This is a genomic window from Microbacterium sp. F01, assembly GCF_056156365.1.
On the sequence record NZ_CM149592.1, the window covers coordinates 1227770 to 1244593 of the forward strand.

General features: G+C 71.0%; 11 protein-coding genes and 1 pseudogene. 4 read left to right on the top strand and 8 right to left on the bottom strand.

Features of this window, described 5'->3' with window-relative positions; all coding sequences use genetic code 11:
- Positions 1-25 precede the first annotated feature (25 nt).
- Positions 26-1237 (top strand): amidohydrolase family protein, encoded by a 1212-nt coding sequence (locus tag ACVN90_RS05375; RefSeq protein ID WP_475101131.1) that lies wholly within the window; start codon positions 26-28, stop codon positions 1235-1237.
- A gap of 146 nt (positions 1238-1383) precedes the next feature.
- On the opposite strand, the gene ACVN90_RS05380 is transcribed toward ACVN90_RS05375, so the two are convergent.
- Positions 1384-2742 carry a coiled-coil domain-containing protein gene (locus ACVN90_RS05380; protein WP_475101132.1) on the bottom strand — a complete coding sequence of 453 codons (1359 nt, stop codon included), beginning with the start codon at positions 2740-2742 and terminating at the stop codon, positions 1384-1386.
- Positions 2743-3060: 318 nt separating this feature from the next.
- Here ACVN90_RS05380 and ACVN90_RS05385 point away from each other — a divergent pair.
- Together ACVN90_RS05385 and ACVN90_RS05390 are read left to right on the top strand one after the other, a co-directional pair.
- A pseudogene (locus tag ACVN90_RS05385) lies at positions 3061-4063 on the top strand (SulP family inorganic anion transporter); the annotation flags it as partial.
- A gap of 240 nt (positions 4064-4303) precedes the next feature.
- Positions 4304-4651 carry a sodium-independent anion transporter gene (locus ACVN90_RS05390; protein ID WP_475102066.1) on the top strand — a complete coding sequence of 116 codons (348 nt, stop codon included), beginning with the start codon at positions 4304-4306 and terminating at the stop codon, positions 4649-4651.
- 45 nt (positions 4652-4696) lie between these two features.
- On the opposite strand, the gene ACVN90_RS05395 is transcribed toward ACVN90_RS05390, so the two are convergent.
- The 7 genes from ACVN90_RS05395 to ACVN90_RS05425 all read right to left on the bottom strand — a co-directional run bounded on the left by ACVN90_RS05395 (position 4697) and on the right by ACVN90_RS05425 (position 13747).
- Complete coding sequence (locus ACVN90_RS05395; protein WP_475102067.1) at positions 4697-6496, bottom strand: DEAD/DEAH box helicase; 1800 nt, start codon at positions 6494-6496, stop codon at positions 4697-4699.
- A gap of 120 nt (positions 6497-6616) precedes the next feature.
- Positions 6617-9436: an FtsX-like permease family protein gene (locus ACVN90_RS05400; protein WP_475101133.1), complete on the bottom strand. Its 2820-nt coding sequence runs from the start codon at positions 9434-9436 to the stop codon at positions 6617-6619.
- Positions 9433-10152, bottom strand: coding sequence for an ABC transporter ATP-binding protein (locus ACVN90_RS05405; protein WP_475101134.1), 720 nt, complete (start codon positions 10150-10152; stop codon positions 9433-9435). The genes ACVN90_RS05400 and ACVN90_RS05405 overlap by 4 nt, the downstream gene beginning before the upstream one ends.
- Positions 10149-10766, bottom strand: a complete 618-nt coding sequence (locus tag ACVN90_RS05410; protein WP_475101135.1) for a PadR family transcriptional regulator — start codon at positions 10764-10766, stop codon at positions 10149-10151. The genes ACVN90_RS05405 and ACVN90_RS05410 overlap by 4 nt, the downstream gene beginning before the upstream one ends.
- 22 nt (positions 10767-10788) lie before the next feature.
- Positions 10789-11997, bottom strand: coding sequence for an ABC transporter permease (locus tag ACVN90_RS05415; protein WP_475101136.1), 1209 nt, complete (start codon positions 11995-11997; stop codon positions 10789-10791).
- Positions 11994-12821, bottom strand: a complete 828-nt coding sequence (locus tag ACVN90_RS05420; RefSeq protein ID WP_475101137.1) for an ABC transporter ATP-binding protein — start codon at positions 12819-12821, stop codon at positions 11994-11996. Before ACVN90_RS05420 ends, ACVN90_RS05415 begins: the two co-directional genes overlap by 4 nt.
- Entirely contained in the window at positions 12818-13747 is a 930-nt protein-coding gene (locus tag ACVN90_RS05425; protein ID WP_475101138.1) for an efflux RND transporter periplasmic adaptor subunit, read from the bottom strand. The genes ACVN90_RS05420 and ACVN90_RS05425 overlap by 4 nt, the downstream gene beginning before the upstream one ends.
- Before the next feature lie 236 nt (positions 13748-13983).
- On the opposite strand from ACVN90_RS05425, the gene secA reads away from it, so the two are divergent.
- Positions 13984-16818: a preprotein translocase subunit SecA gene (gene secA, locus ACVN90_RS05430; RefSeq protein WP_475101140.1), complete on the top strand. Its 2835-nt coding sequence runs from the start codon at positions 13984-13986 to the stop codon at positions 16816-16818.
- Positions 16819-16824: the final 6 nt, after the last annotated feature.

Genomic DNA, 16824 nt, shown 5'->3' on the forward strand with positions numbered 1-16824 from the left:
GTCCTTCCGTCGAGAGGTACCTGACGTGATCATCCGCAACGCCCGCCCGTGGGGCGCCGACGCCGCCGACATCGTCCTCGAGGGCGACCGCATCACCGAGGTCCGGTCCCACGACAGCTCTGCACCGGCCGGCGCGGACGATGTCGACGGCCGGGGCAGGCTCCTGCTGCCGTCGTTCAGCGACGTGCATGTGCACCTCGACTCGTCGCGGATCGGTCTGCCGTTCCGCCCTCACACCGGAGCTCCCGGAGTGTGGGGCATGATGCTCAACGACCGGAACAACTGGCGTGACACCGACGTGCCGCACGCCGAGATCGTCGCGGGCACCCTCGAGCAGATGATCGCGAAGGGCACGACGCGGGTGCGCACGTACGCGCAGGTCGACGTCGACTGCAAGCTCGAGAAGTTCGAATCGGTGCTCGCCGCGAAGGAGAGGTTCCGCGAGCACGCCGACGTCCAGATCATGACGTTCCCGCAGGCGGGCATCCTGCGCGAGGCGGGCACCGTCGAGTACCTCGAGGAGTCGCTGAAGCTGGGCGCCGACGTGATGGGCGGCATCGACCCGAGCCAGCTCGACCGCGACCCGGTCAAGCACCTCGACATCGTGTTCGCGCTCGCGGAGAAGTATCAGGTCGAGATCGACATCCATCTGCACGAGCCCGGTGCCCTGGGTGTGTTCAGCACCGAACTGGTGCTCGAGCGCACGCGGGCGCTCGGCATGCAGGGGAAGGTCACGATGTCGCACGCCTACGACCTCGGCTCGGTGTCGGAGGCCGTGAGCCGCCGCCTCATCGACGAGTTCGCCGAGCTCGACATCGCCATGGCGACGGTGGCGCCGTCGACCACCGGGCATCTGCGGCTCGTCGACCTCGCTGAGGCCGGAGTGCGGGTGGGCCTCGGTGAAGACGGCCAGCGGGATTACTGGAGCCCGTACGGCAACTGCGACATGCTCGACCGCACGTGGCAGCTCGCCTTCGTCAACGGCTTCCGCCGCGACGACCACATCGAGCTCGCGCTCGCCGTCGCCACCATGGGCGGCGCCTCGATCATGAGCCATGCATCGCCGCGGGTGGCCGGTGTCGGCGATCGACCGGGCATTGCGGTCGGCGACCGCGCCGACCTGGTGCTGGTCGACGGCGAGACGCCGACGAGCGTCGTGATGGACCGGGGCTCGGATCGCACGGTGCTCCACGACGGCCGCGTGGTGGCCGACGCGCTCGAGGTCGTCCCTCTCTGACCCCGGCCCCGTCCCACCCCGGTTCTCCTTGCCGAAACACGGGTCGGTCACGCGACACGCCGGGGACGGATGCTGCCACCCGGCGTGTCGCCGTTACCGGCCCGTGTTTCGGCGTGAGGACGCGGTGGGGGCGACGAGACGGGAGGTCAGTCGATGAAGCCGTCCAGGATGCTGCCGATGACGAGGCCGCCGAGGATGCCGCCCATGAGGTCGCTGCCGCCGCTGCGGCGGCCGCCGCCCCATCCCTGCTGGCCGTAGCCCGGACCACCCCACTGGTCGGGCTGCGGACGGGCGGCGTCGATGTCGCGCTGGGCGAGCTGCAGCGCCTCGCTCGCGAGGAACGCGGCGCGGCGGGCCATCGCGAACGCCTGCTCGCGGTGGTCCTCGTCGATCGCGGTGACGGCGGACGCTGAGGAGCCGAGGTAGCGGTCGAGGTCGAGCCGCACGCGCTCGGCCTCGGCGAACCGCGTGCGGGCGTCGGCGCCGATCCAGCCGCGGTGCCCGGCGATGACGTCGCGCGAGACGGCGAGCTGGCGGTCGGCGTCGTCGATCGCGTGACGCACGTGCTCGAGCGGCGGGATCGGGCGCGCGGCGCGCTCGCGAGCGGTCGCGATCGCGGCATCCAGCCCCGCGTTCGCCTCGCGCAGCCGCGAGAGCTGTTCGAACGGGTCGGTGTTCACGCCGGCGGCCGGCAGCGCGGCCAGCGCCGCCTGCAGCTCCTCGATCGCGGTCTGCACGGCGGGGGAGTGGGGCTCCTTGAGTGCGACGACGAGGTCGCCGCGGGAGTCCTCGACGATCGCGGCGAGTGTGGACTCGGCGCGCAGCGCCTCGACCTCGAAGGTCTCGACGGCGTCGAGCAGCGTCTCGGCGCGGCGGACGGATTCGGTGGATGCCTCGAGCGCCATGTTCGCCTGCTCGCGCTGGCCCGCCTCGCGGCGGCGCTCGGCGACGCCGGCACTGTGCTCGGCGAACCCGAGCAGCTGCTCCGCCTCGGCCGGGTTCGCGTCGATCTGCGAGAGGGCGTGCGACGAGTAGCGGATCGCCAGCCTGTCGACGGTCGAGCGGGCGTCGGGGAGCCGCAGGCGCAGGCGCGCAGCATCCGCCCGCACCTTCGCAATGATCTCGGGAGCGCGACGAGCTCGCTCGATCGGCGCCGCGAGCGCCTCGGTGCGGTCGTCGAGGAGGTCCTCGGCCCATTCGCACAGCTGCACGATGCGCGCGTTGCGGGTGCGCAGCTCTTCGGGGGTGTCGGGGATCTCGTCGTGGTTGAGCTGGTGGAGGTGGAACGCCTCCTGCAGGTGCGTGCGCACCGACGCGAGCGCCTCGCGCAGCTCAGCGGTGGGGCCGGCGCCGAGCTCGGCGTCGGCGAAGGCCAGTTCGTCCGTCGTGAGGCGGATGCGCTCGTCGGCCGCGACCAGCGCCTGCTGCGCGCGGCGCGCCAGATCGGCGTCCTGCGTGTTCAGTTCTTCCTGCTCGCGCTTGCGTCTGCCCCAGAATCCGGCCATGAATCGATCCTACGGGGGCCGCGGGGAGCGGGCTGAGGCGGGCGGCCGCGACGGGGGATTGTTCGCGCAGAGCGTGGCTCTGGCGCCTGCGGGCTCCGGTGCCCCAGAATGAGCGCACACGTCGCGTGGCCGGGTGCCTGGGGCCCTCGCGGCACCTCCCCGTCGACGGAGGGGCCGGCGCGATCCTCGCCCAAGGGAGTCGTCATGGCCCTGCCCACCTTCCTCGTTCCGGTCTCGCTGCGCGGCTACAAGATGCCGTGGCTTCCCAGAGACGTCATCGCGGGCGTGACGCTCGCGGCCGTCGCGATCCCGGAAGTGATGGGATACACCTCGATCGCGCAGACGCCGATCGTCACCGGCCTCTACACGATCCTGCTGCCGCTGCTCGCGTTCGCCCTGCTCGGTGCGTCGAAGCTCCTCGTCGTCGGCGGCGACTCGGCGACGGCGGCGATCATGGCGGGAGGCCTGCTCACCGCCGGTATCGCCGGGCTGAACCCTGGATCGCCGCAGTGGGTGGCGCTGTGCGGCTTGACCGCGCTCGTCTGCGGTCTGCTCCTGATCCTGGCCCGCGTGCTGCGCCTGGGGTTCATCGGCGACTTCCTGTCGGCCTCGGTGCTCATCGGGTTCCTCACGGGTGTCGGCATCCAGGTCGCGACGAGCCAGATCCCCGACATCCTCGGGGTGCCGAAGGGTTCGGGCAACTGGTTCCAGCAGCAGTGGGCGTGGATCACCGAGCTGGGCGAGGTGTCGTGGCCGACGCTCGCCTACGGGGCAGCGACGATCGGCATCATCTTCGCGTTCAAGGCGTTCCTGCCGAAGGTGCCCCGGGGCGATCATCGCGGTGGTGGGCCTCTTGATCCTCGCCACGGCAACGAACGCGTCGAGCTACGGCGTCGAGGTGATCGGCGCGATCCAGGGCGGATTCCCGCCGATCGGCTTCCCCGCTGGAGTCACGTGGAACGACGTTCCGGCGGTGCTGTCCACCGCTTTCGCGTGCTTCATCATCATCATCGCCCAGAGCGCGGCGACCTCACGCAGCTTCGCGGCCAAGCACGGGGACCGCGCCGATGTGAATCGCGACATCGTCGGGCTCGCAGCATCCAATCTCGCCGCCGGCTTCAGCGGCACGTTCGTCGTCAACGGATCGCCCACCAAGACGCAGATCCTCGATGGGCAGAAGGGGCGCACGCAGGTCGCCAACCTCACCGTCGTCGTGGTGGTGCTCATCGTGCTGCTGTTCCTCACCAACCTGCTCACCGATCTGCCGAAGGCGGTGCTCGGCGGCGTGGTGTTCGTGATCGGTCTCGAGCTCATCGACATCAAGGGACTGGTGCGCGTGTCGCGCGTGCGCCGCCGCGAGTTCTTCATCGCGCTCGCGACCGCGCTCACCGTGTTCATCGTCGGCGTCGGCGCGGGCGTGATCCTGGCGCTCGCGCTGTCGCTCCTCGACGTCGTGCAGCGGCAGTACCGCCCGCGCGACTTCGTGCTCGGTGTGCGCGGCAAGCAGGGGTACGAGTACACGACCGTGGCCGCCGGCGCGCAGACCGCGCCGGGGCTCGTGGTGTTCCGCTACGACGCCGACCTGTTCTACGCCAACGCGTCGCGGTTCGTCGACGACGTGCAGCAGGTGGTGCAGAACGCGCCCGATCCGGTGACCTGGCTGGTGCTCGACTGCGCCGGCATCTCCGACATCGACTACTCCGCCGGCGAGGCGTTCTCGAGTCTCCTCGACTGGCTCGACGCCCGCGGCGTCGACCTCGTGCTCGCGCGACCCGAGACAGCGGTCTTGCAGGAGTTCACGGCCTACGGCATGAGGGCGCGGATCCCGGCCGACCGCATCTTCAACGACCTCGACGAGGCGGTGCGGGCGTTCCCCGCACAGCGGGGCGCGTCCGGCTCGCCCGCCTGACGCAGGAGAGGGAACGGATGCTGCGCCCCCGGCGCAGGCGCCGGGTCAGCCGTCGCTGCGCTTGTGCCGCGGCTTGCGGGCCGGACGGTCGTCGCCGTACGAGCCGCGATCCCGCGAGCGGTCGCCGTAGCCGCGGTCGCCCGAGCCGCGGTTGTCGCGGTAGGAACCGCCCGTGACATCCTTCCGGCGCTGCGGTCGCCCGGTGTCGGGGCGCAGCTCGATGAGCTGGCCCGAGATGCGGGTGTCTGCCAGGCGGTCGAGGGCACCGGCCGGCAGGTTCGCGGGCAGCTCGACGAGTGAGAAGTCGGGCATGATCTTGATCGCGCCGAAGTCGTCGCGCCGAAGGCCGCCCTCGTTCGCGAGCGCCCCGACGATCTGACGCGGCTCGACGCGCTGACGCTTGCCGACGTTGATGCGGTAGGTCGCGAAGCCCTCGCGCGGCGTGCGACGCTCGGGTCGGTCGCCGCGGTCGCCGAACGCGGGGCGCTCGCCGCGGTCCGTGCGCTCGGCGCGCTCGCGGCGCGGGGCCGGCTCGGGGTCGGGCTCGAGGAGGAGGGGGGTGTCGCCCTGGGCGACGACGGCGAGGGCCGCGGCCACGTCGGCCTCGGGAACGTCGTGGTTGCGCACGTAGTGGGCGACGATGTCGCGGAACGCCTCGATGCGCTCGGCCTCTCCGAGGGCGGCCGTGATGCGGTCGTCGAAGCGCGACAGGCGGGTCACGTTGACCTCGTCGACACTCGGCAGCGGGATCTCGGTGAGCTCCTGGCGGGTGGCGCGCTCGATCATCTTGACCAGGCCGCGCTCACGAGGCGTGACGAAGCTGATGGCGTCGCCCGAGCGCCCGGCGCGACCGGTGCGGCCGATGCGGTGGACGTAGGACTCGGCATCCGTCGGGATGTCGTAGTTGACGACGTGCGAGACGCGCTCGACGTCCAGACCCCGCGCGGCGACGTCGGTCGCCACGAGGATGTCGAGCTTGCCCGACTTCAGCTGGTTGACGGTCTTCTCGCGCTGCGGCTGGGCGATGTCGCCGTTGATGGCGGCGGCCGAGTACCCGCGGGCGCGGAGCTTCTCGGCGATCTCCTCGGTGACGCTGCGGGTGCGGCCGAAGACGATCATGCCGTCGAAGTTCTCGACCTCGAGGATGCGCGTGAGCGCATCCATCTTCTGCTGCCACGCGGTGATGAGGTAGCGCTGGGAGATGTTCGCAGAGGTCTGCGTCTTGGACTTGACCGTGATCTCTTCCGGGTCGTGCAGGTACTGCTTCGACATGCGGCGGATCGTGGCGGGCATGGTCGCAGAGAACAGCGCGACCTGCTTGGTCTCGGGGGTCTCGGCGAGGATCGTCTCGACGTCCTCGGCGAAGCCCATCTTGAGCATCTCGTCGGCCTCGTCGAGCACGAGGTACTGGAGCTCCGAGAGGTCGAGCGTGCCCTTCTCGAGGTGGTCGATGATGCGGCCGGGGGTGCCGACGACGATGTGCACGCCGCGTCGGAGGGCGGACAGCTGCACGCCGTAGCCCTGTCCGCCGTAGACGGGAAGGATGTGCACGTCCTTCAGGTGGGCCGCGTACTTCTCGAACGCCTCGCAGACCTGCAGTGCGAGCTCGCGCGTGGGGGCGAGCACGAGCGCCTGCGGGGTCTTCTGACCGAGGTCGAGCCGGTCGATGATCGGCAGGGCGAACGCGGCAGTCTTGCCGGTTCCGGTCTGCGCCATGCCCACGACGTCGCGACCGCCGAGCAGCGTGGGAATCGTCGCCGCCTGGATCGCCGAGGGGGTCTCGTAGCCGATGTCCTTGAGGGCCTTGAGGACGGGCTGGCTCAGCCCGAGGTCGGAGAAGGTCATCGCTGCGGGCTCGGTCTGAGCCTCGGCTTCGATCTGGTCGGCGTTCGTGTGCACAGTCAACCGTAGCGCGGCGCGCCTGTGAGGCGACAGGATGCCGCCTCCCTGCGCCTGCGCGGCCGGTCAGGTGATCGCCGTCCGGCGGGTCAGATCGGGGTGCCGCGGGGGCGCGAGCCACGCGACCACCGTCACGGCGGCCGGCAGCGCGACGCCGAGGACGGCCAGCCACAGCCAGGGCGTATCGGCCAGGAGGTACGACTGCGGGTTCGCCTTGGCATAGCCCCAGACCGACAGCGCCCCGGTGGCCGTGCCGATGACCGCTCCGACGCCGACGATGATCGCGGCCTGCCACGCGTTGACGTTGCGGCGCAGAAGTCTGCTGCCGCCGATCGCTGTCAGCGTCGCGTCGTCGGGGCGGCGCTCGAACCGCGCAAGGCCGAGACTCACCGCCGCGGCGCCGACGACCAGTGCGACCGCGACCGCCGTGATGAGCCAGAGCCACGGATCGATCGGAGCGGGACCGGTCTCGACGTGGGCGTACAGCCCGGCTTCGGCCGAGACGCGAAGGTCGACAGTCTGCCCCGTCAGCTTGTCGACCGTCGCGGTGGGCAGGGGCTCGTCGTAGGTCGCGACGATCGCGTTCGGCTGCAGCGTCACGCCGAGAGCGGCCGCCGTGTCGGGCGCGATGATGATCTGGAACGGCTGCTGGTGGCCGGGATCGACCAGTGCTGCGGAGAGTCGATGCTGCGCCGCGGGCTGCGCGGTCGAACCGCCCATCTGCATCAGCTCGAGATAATCCGCGACCGCCCATTCCGTCACGACCAGCCGGCCGTCTGCCGCGAGGTAGCCGGGATCGGTGACGATCGCGCCGCCGTCTCGCAGCGTCGCACGCGCCGCGGAGTCGAGCGGTATGCCGAGCAGCGTCTCGACGTCGGATGCGTCGACGATCGACAGCGTGCCCTGGGCGAGCTCGTGGGCTTCGAGGTCGCAGTCCGGCGCGCACCAGTCATAGCTCTGACGCGCGGCGGCGAACGTGTTCGCCCCGGGATCGGAGGGAGTGCCCGTCGCATCGACCGCCGGCCATGCGGGCGTCTCGACCAGCGCCGTGGAGCGCGGCGCCGTCGACGCCACGATCTCCTCGGCCGCCGCCATCAGTTCGTCGGTCGCCTCGGTGCCCGTCTGCCACAGCTGCACCGACAGTGCGCCTTCGGGCGCCTGGTACCAGTGCTGACGGGCATTGCCCGCCGCGGTCATCGCGGTGAGCGAGAGCACGAACGAGGCGGCGAAGATGCTCGCGCCGATGACGGCGAACGCCGGCACCACACGCGAGGGGTGCGCGGCCGCATCGCGACTGGCGAGTCGCGGCGCGAGCCCGACGCGCGATGCCGCCCTCGAGAGCTGCACGAGCACCCAATGCGACGGGATGAGCAGGCCGATCTGGAAGATGATCGGCCCGAGCGCGACCGCATAGACGGCGACGTAGAAGACCGGGGTGTCGGTGTCGCCCCCGGTCATGACCGTCGCCGCCATGTACATCCCGCCCAGCACGAGCGCGACGATGCCGGTGATCATGACGACCAGGCCCCACAGCGGCCGGTGCGGTCTGAGCCGCGCGGGGCGCCGGGCGCCGCGCAGTGCCGCGAGCGTGTCGCCCCGCATCGCCGCCCGTGCGGGTGCGACGGCCGCGATCGTGCCGATCAGCACGGCGAAGACGACGATCGGCACGATCAGGTGCCAGGGCACGGTGAAGCCGAAGTTGCCCCAGAAGGTGCCGAGCGCGCCGCGGTCGGTGGCCGCGAGCACGATCGCCGCGCCTCCGAGCCCGACCGCGGTGCCCACGAGCCCTCCGACGACGCCGAGGACCGTTCCCTGCAGCAGCACGACACGGAAGACGTCGCCGCGGGCCGCGCCCACGCTGGCCGCGACCGCGAGCGCCTGCTGCTGCCGGCGGGCGGTCACCGAGAAGGCGGCGCCCGACAGGAGGACGGTGATGTATCCGCAGATCGCGGCCGCGATCGCGCCGACGAGCAGGATGTTCCACAACGGCAGCGACCCGTCGCCCCACGTGGTGCGCGCGGCTCCGGCCGGCGGATCCAGCACGAGGTCGCGGGCGTATGCGATGAACCCTTCGCGGTTGAGAGCGGCGAGTTCCGCGACGCCGGGCTGCCAGTCCGCCACGTACCAGCGTTTCGTCGCCGGTCCGTCGGTGGTCGCCATGCTCGGCGGAAGGAACAGCGTGACGCTCGTCGCCTCGGCGCCCACGGGTCGCATCGTGCCCGTGACGGTCAGGGTGACGTCCGCGTCAGGGAAGTCGACCGCATCCCCGATCTCCGCGCCGATGCGCTCCAGCGCGCCGGGCGTGGCCATGAACTCGTCGGGGCGCGTCGGCGGGGCGCCGTCGATCGGCACATACAGGCCGGCGAACGACGGCGCCCAGACCTCGCCCGACGTTGCCGTCAGCCACGCGACGCCGTCCGCGGTCTCGACCGCGGCCGATCCGTACTGCTGCACCGGCAGCACTGTCGCATCGCCGGGGACGACGTCGGGCAGGTCCGTCGGGAGTGGGAGGAACGGGTTCAGCGGGTTTCCCGACCCGTCGGTGGCGACGCCGTTCTCGTAGGGCTGATCGACCGCCTGCCACCGCGTCGGATCGGGCCCGCCGGTCACCTCCAGCCAGGCCTCGTTCGCGCCCAGTTCGAGCCCGACACGCTCCTGCGGCGACCCGTTGTGCGACTCCCAGAACGCTGCCGTGCCTGCCAGCCCCGCGACGGGCAGCGCCACCAGCGCCACGACGAGCGCGCTCGCCCCCTTCGTGCGCCAGGTCTGACGCCGCGCCAGGCGCGCCGCGACCCGCCAGCGCCCCCAGCCCGGTGCACGACGCCGGGACGCAGCATCCGTTCCGTCCGTCGTTTGCAGACGCGGCGCTTCCAGCAGTTCCGTCATCGCGATCCGGTGAGGAGCGAGTCCGCGCTCGAGCGGCGCGACTCGTCGACGATGCGGCCGTCGCGCAGGAACACGATGCGGTCGGCGAAGGCGGCGTGGCGCGCCTCGTGTGTGACGAGGATGCCCGCGGCCCCGGCGTCCACTCGCGCGCGCAGCATCTTCAGCACCATCTCGCCGGTGACCGAGTCGAGGGCGCCGGTGGGCTCGTCGGCGAGGATCAGGCGACGCCCGCCGACGACGGCGCGGGCGATCGCGACGCGCTGCTGCTGGCCGCCCGACAGGTCGTCGGGGTATGCGTCAGCCTTGCCCTCGAGGCCGACCGACGCGAGGGCGTCGCGCCCGGCGCGTCGCGCCACCCGCGACCGGAACCCGTCGAGCTCGAGCGGCAGCGTGACGTTCTCGAGCGCCGTGAGCGTCGGGATGAGGTTGAAGTCCTGGAACACGAAGCCGAGCGACCGGCGCCGCAGCCGTGCCAGCTGCGCGGGCGTCTGCTCGCTGAGGTACTGCCCCTCCACGATGACCTCGCCGGTCGTCGGGATCGCGAGCCCGCCCGCGATCGACAGCAGCGTCGACTTGCCCGAACCCGACGGCCCCATCACCGCGACGAGCTCGCCCTGGCTCACCTCGAAGTCGACGCCCGACAACGCCGAGACGGCCGTCGCGCCGGTGCCGTACTGCTGCGTCACCCCGATGAGGCGCAGCACGCACTCGGTCATCGCGGCTTCTCACCGATGGCGGATGCCCCGGCCCGAGCCGGGCGGCCGCGCTTGGGCTTGTCGGTCGAGAGCTCGAGCGCCATGGCATGATGCGGGTGCAGCGCCAGGCGCTGCTCGGAGTGGTCGAGCCAGCGGACCTCCGCCTCGGCGGCGAAGATCATCGAGTCGACGACGAGCGACCACGCCAGCTCCTCCGGGCCGTCCGGGCTCGCCCCGGCGTACTTCGCGCGGTTCAGCTCCTGCAGCTGCACGAGCGAGGCGCGGCGCTGGGTCTGGATGATGTCCGCCACGTCCACGCCCGGCAGGGTCGCGGCGACCGCGAGCTTGATCGCCAGCTCGTCGCGGGTGCCCTGCGAACGCTGCACCGGGGAGGCCAGCCAGTCCCGCACTTCGGCGGCTCCGGCATCCGTGATCTCCCAGTAGACGTGACCGTGCTCGTCGACGTCGCCCTTCTCGACCAGTCCGTCGCGCTCCAGGCGGTCGAGGGTGTTGTAGATCTGGCCCACGTTCAGCGGCCAGGTCGATCCTGTGCGCCGGTCGAACTCGGCGCGCAGCTGGTAGCCGTAGCACGGGCCCTGATCGAGGATCGCGAGCAAGCTCTGCCGAACGGACATGGGGTTCTCCTTCGGGTGAGGGTCAGAAGCGCAGCGCGTCGATCACGTTGGAGCGCACGGCCATGAGTGCCGGGATGAAGCCGGCGAGCGCGCCGATCGCGACGGCGGCGACGAGTCCGGTGATCGCGGCGCGCACCGGGAAGGGCGGGATGTCCTGCAGCCCCGAGAACATGTCCATCACGAACGGCGCCCTGAGGACCGCGACCGCGATCGCGATGCCGATCACTCCCGCGACCGCCGTCGCCACGACGCTCTCGAGCAGCACCGATGTGAAGATGCGGCCCTGCGTCGCGCCGAAGCTGCGGCGCACGCCGATCTCGCGGATCCGCTGGCGCATCGCGACGAGCTGGATATTGACGAGTCCCAGGCCCCCGAGCAGGAGAACGAGGCCGGCGATGCCGCCGGTGACGACCTCGAACGCGGCCATCGAGCTCTGCGCGTCGGGTCGCGAGGCCCAATCCGTGCGGTTGACGGTGACCTGGATGTCGTCCTGGCCGGCACGCAGATCCGCCGCGAGCGCGGGCCCGAGGTCGGCGACGCCGTCCTCCGGCACCCACGTCTCCCACGCGATCATGGCGTCCGCCGGCAGCGCGTCGCGGCGCGCGGCGTAGGAGTCGAACATGAGCGTCACGCGCTTCTCCTCGTCGCCGGCATACTGCCGCGGCGTGACGCCGACGACCGTGTACTGCCCGGCGAGGTCGCCCTGCAGGCTCACCGCGAACCCCGGGCCGAGTGCGGGGCGCCCGTAGACGTCCCACAGGGCCTCGGTGATCACGACCGGGGGAGCGAGCAGCTCGGAGTCCGCGTCCTGGAACCAGCGCCCCTCGAGGACGGGGGAGCGGTGGATCACCGCGTACGCGGGGTCGACCAGGCGCGCCATCACCGGCCGCACCTGTTCCGGCGTCTGCACCTGCAGCTGCACCGGGTCCACGATGCGTGTGAGGTGCGAGAACGAGTACCGCTCCGCGACGCGGTCGACGTGGGCGTCGAACGATTCCCAGTCCATCGGCGCGCCGTCGGTGCGGGACGCCGTGATCGACAGCGTCGCGGGCCGCCCGCCGCTCTGGTCGGACTGCTCGGCCATCTGCTGACGCTGATACTCGCTGAGGGCCACGACGGCTGTGAGAGCCCCGACTGAGACCGCGATGCCGATGAGGCTCAGCAGCACCCGCAGCTTGTGGTGGCGCAGCTCCGACCACGCCTCGCCCAGTGCTCCGATGAAGCCGCTCACGAGGCCACCTCCGCGGGTTCGGTCTCGTCCTGCCAGGAGGCGGAGGCGATGGATGCTGCGTCCCCGGCGGGTGCCTCTTCCACGCTGGCCGCGAGTTCCGGCGCCGACGCGCTCGCCGCGGCCGGCGTCGGCGCGCCACCGAGGTCGAACGGGGTGAGCACACCGGCGTCGAGGCGGTAGTGCCGCCGCGCGCGGGCGGCGACGTGGAGGTCGTGCGTGATCGTCACGAGCGCGGCGTCCGCCTCCGAGGCGATGTCGTCGAGGAGTTCCATGACGGTCGCACCGGTCTCGACGTCGAGGGCGCCGGTGGGCTCGTCGGCGAGGATGAGCGCGGGGCGGCGGACCAGGGCGCGGGCGATCGCCACGCGCTGCTGCTCGCCGCCCGACATCTGCTCGGGCGTCGACTCGATGCGGTGGCCGAGGCCCACGCGCTCGAGCATCTCGGTCGCGGTGCGCCGGCGGCGCCAGAACTCCCGGCCGGTCGCGTAGCCGAGCGGCATCTCGACGTTCTCGAGCGCCGTGCGCCCGGCGAGCAGGTTGAACTGCTGGAAGACGAAGCCGACGTTGCGCCCGCGGAGCCTGTCGAGCTTGCCGCGCCGCATCTTGCGGACCGGCTCGCCGCGGAACCAGACCGCGCCGTCAGACGGGCGGTCCAGCATGCCCATGAGGTTCAGGAGCGTGGACTTGCCCGAGCCGCTGCGCCCGACGATCGCGACGTGGTCGCCGGCGGCGACCGCCAGGTCGATGCCGCGGAGGATGTCGAGTCGGCTGTCGTCGGGCAGCAGCACGTGCTTTGCGACGCCCTCGAGGCGGACGAGGGTCACCAGCTCCACCCCGCCGGCTCGCAGTACTCGCCGCCCATGCCGTCGTCGTAGCAGACAGGGTCCTCGCCCGCGAGGACGCCGGGCACGTACTGACGCACCTGCTCGCCCTCCTCGAGGCCGGTGGTCACCTCGACGATGGCGCCGTCGCTGACCCCGAGCGCGACGTCCCGCTCCTCGAGCTCGCCGGTGCCGGCATCCACCCAGACGACTCCTGTTCCCGACCCGCCCTTGACGGAGGTGGTGGGCACGACGAGCACGTCGGAGACCGTGCCGAGGTCGATGTCGAGCTGTGCCTGCAGCCCCGCGAACACGACCTGGTCGGCCGGCACCGCGCACGTGACGGTGGTGGTGCCGTCCTCGGCGACGGCGACTTCGAGGCCGGTGCACGTGAACGGCGCGGGGCCTCCCTGGATCGTCACGGATCCCTCCGACGGCGCACCCTGCAGGCGGTACAGCTGCACCGGGTCGACCGTGGCCTGCACGTGGAAACGTGCGGGCGTGAGTGTCGCCAGGTCGCCGCCGATCGATGCGGGCTGCCCTTTCACGACCGCGATCTCGGTCACGTCGCCCGCCTCGGGGGCCAGGACGTCGATGTTCTTGACCGGGTCGGTCTGCTTGACGGTGAAGAGCTTCTGCCCCGCGGTGACGGCCTGGCCCTCGCCGACGTGGACTGCGGTGACGATGCCGTCGACTTCCGACCGGACCGGGTAGGCGGTGTCGCGGGCGATCGTGCCCGGCAGGCTGAGCGCGTTGGTGACGGCGCCGCGCTCGACGGGGACGACCGGATCGGCGATCTGCGCGGACGGCTGCGCGACGGCGGTCGGCGCGGTGTCGGGGAAGAAGGCGATCTTCACCAGCGCTGCCGCGGCGATTCCCAGCACGAGCACCAGCAGGATCGGGAAGACCCATCGACGCCAGACAACCATGTCGCACCTCTCCGTAGGGGGCATACCGAGTATGTAGTCACCGAGTATATGCATACCCGGAATGCATTCGAACGGATGCTGCGCCCCTGCGCGTGTCGCGCTGCGCCGAGGCACGCGCACCCAGCGCACACCAAGGTCACGGGTGGATAACATAGGCAGGTATGCCTGGGGCCATGCACCCGGGCGGCACTGGCGCCGTTGCGCCGCTCCCGAAAGCCAGAAGATGGAGACACTCCGTGGCCAACCCCCTCGAGAAACTGCTTCGCGCCGGTGAGGGTCGCATCCTCCGGCGGCTCCAGCAGGTCGTGAAGGCCGTCGGCGCCCTCGAAGAGGACTATGAGCACCTCACCGACGAGGAGCTCCGCGGGGAGACCGCCGAGCTGCGGGCCCGCTACGAGGCCGGCGAGACCCTCGACCAGCTCATGCCCGAGGCGTTCGCGGCCGTCCGCGAAGCCGCGAAGCGCACGCTCGGTCAGCGCGCGTACGACGTGCAGATCATGGGCGGCGCCGCCCTGCACCTCGGCAACATCGCCGAGATGAAGACCGGTGAGGGCAAGACGCTGACCGGCGCGTTCCCCGTCTACCTCAACGCGATCGCCGGCGAGGGCGTGCACGTCGTCACCGTCAACGACTTCCTCGCGTCGTACCAGTCCGAGCTGATGGGCCGCATCTACCGCGCGCTCGGCATGACCACCGGCACGATCGTCGCCGGGCAGACGCCCGAGGTGCGTCGCGAGCAGTACAACTGCGACATCACCTACGGCACGAACAACGAGTTCGGCTTCGACTACCTGCGCGACAACATGGCGTGGCGCAAGGAGGACCTCGTGCAGCGCGGCCACTTCTACGCCATCGTCGACGAGGTCGACTCGATCCTCATCGACGAGGCCCGCACGCCGCTCATCATCTCGGGGCCGTCGTCGGGCGAGGCGAACCGCTGGTTCGTCGAGTTCGCGAAGATCGCCAAGACGCTCGAGTCGGGCGTCGACTACGAGGTCGACGAGAAGAAGCGCACCATCGGCGTGCTCGAGCCCGGCATCGAGAAGGTCGAGGACTACCTCGGCATCGACAACCTGTACGAGTCGGCCAACACGCCGCTCATCTCGTTCCTCAACAACTCGATCAAGGCGCTCGCACTGTTCAAGCGCGACACAGACTACGTCGTGATGAACGACGAGGTCATGATCGTCGACGAGCACACGGGCCGCATCCTGGTCGGGCGACGCTACAACGAGGGCATCCACCAGGCCATCGAGGCCAAGGAGGCCGTGCCGGTCAAGGCCGAGAACCAGACGCTCGCCACCGTCACGCTGCAGAACTACTTCCGTCTGTACGACAAGCTCGCGGGCATGACCGGTACCGCCGAGACCGAGGCGGCCGAGTTCATGTCGACGTACCAGCTGGGCGTCGTGCCGATCCCGACGAACAAGCCGATGATCCGCAAGGACCAGCCCGACCTCGTCTACAAGAACGAGACCGCGAAGTTCGCGCAGGTCGTCGAAGACATCGCCCAGCGCCACGAGGTCGGTCAGCCGGTGCTCGTCGGCACGGTGAGCGTCGAGAAGAGCGAGTACCTCTCGCGCCTGCTCGCGAAGAAGGGCATCAAGCACGAGGTCCTCAACGCGAAGAACCACGCACGTGAGGCCGAGATCGTCGCCCGCGCCGGGCGCCTGGGCGCCGTCACGGTCGCCACCAACATGGCCGGCCGCGGCACCGACATCATGCTCGGCGGCAACGCCGAGTTCCTCGCCGTGCAGGAGCTCAAGACCAAGGGTCTCGACCCGGTCGAGACACCCGACGAGTACGAGGCCGAGTGGGACTCCGTGTACGAGCAGACGCGCGACCGCGTCGCCCAGGAGGGCACGAAGGTCGTCGAGGCCGGCGGCCTGTACGTCCTCGGCACCGAGCGCCACGAGTCGCGCCGCATCGACAACCAGCTCCGCGGTCGTTCCGGTCGTCAGGGCGACCCTGGCGAGAGCCGCTTCTACCTGTCGCTGACCGACGACCTCATGCGCCTGTTCCAGTCGGGCGCGGCCGAGGCGATCATCGCTCGCACCAACTTCCCCGACGACGTCGCCATCGAGTCGGGCATGGTCACGCGGGCGATCAAGTCGGCGCAGAGCCAGGTCGAGGCGCGCAACGCCGAGATCCGCAAGAACGTCCTCAAGTACGACGACGTCCTCAATCGCCAGCGTGAGGCGATCTACTCCGATCGTCGTCACATCCTGCAGGGCGACGACATCGCCGACCGCGTTCAGCACTTCATCGAAGACGCCATCAACGCCGTCATCGACGACCACACCGGCGCCGGTCACAGCGAGAACTGGGACTTCGACGCTCTGTGGACGGAGCTGAAGACCCTGTACCCGGTGGGCGTGACGATCGACGAGGTCGTGGCCGAGGCCGCGGGCCGCAAGGGCGGCATCACTTCGGAGGGCCTCAAGCGCGAGATCCTGTCGGACGCGCGCATCGCGTACGACACGCGCCAGAACACCCTCGGCGAGGCGGCCACGCGCGAGCTCGAGCGCCGCGTGGTGCTGCAGGTGCTCGACCGCCGCTGGCGCGACCACCTCTACGAGATGGACTACCTCAAGGACGGCATCGGCCTGCGCGCCATGGCCCAGCGCGACCCGCTCATCGAGTACCAGCGCGAGGGCTACCAGATGTTCCAGGCGATGATGGGGCAGATCAAGGAGGAGTCGGTCGGCTACCTCTACAACCTCGAGGTCGAGGTGCGCCGGCAGGGCGAGGCCGGCGCCGAGCAGGTCACCCAGGTCGAGGCCAAGGGCCTCGGCGCGCAGCCCGTCGAGACCCAGCGCCTGCAGTACTCGGCGTCGAACGACGCCGGCGAGGTCGAGGTGCGCAACGATCGCGGCCAGGTGCAGCAGGCCGCGACCTCGCGTCTGCGTCAGGCGGCGGCCGCAGCCTCGGCGGCACCCGCGCAGCAGGCGCCCGCCGCCGAGCAGCAGCGGGGCGCCTTCGGCCAGCGGACGGATGCCGAGGCCCCGGCCGCGCCGGCGGCGCCGCTGAATCGCGCGCAGCGTCGCGCGGCAGAGCAGCGCAAGAAGTAGGACGAT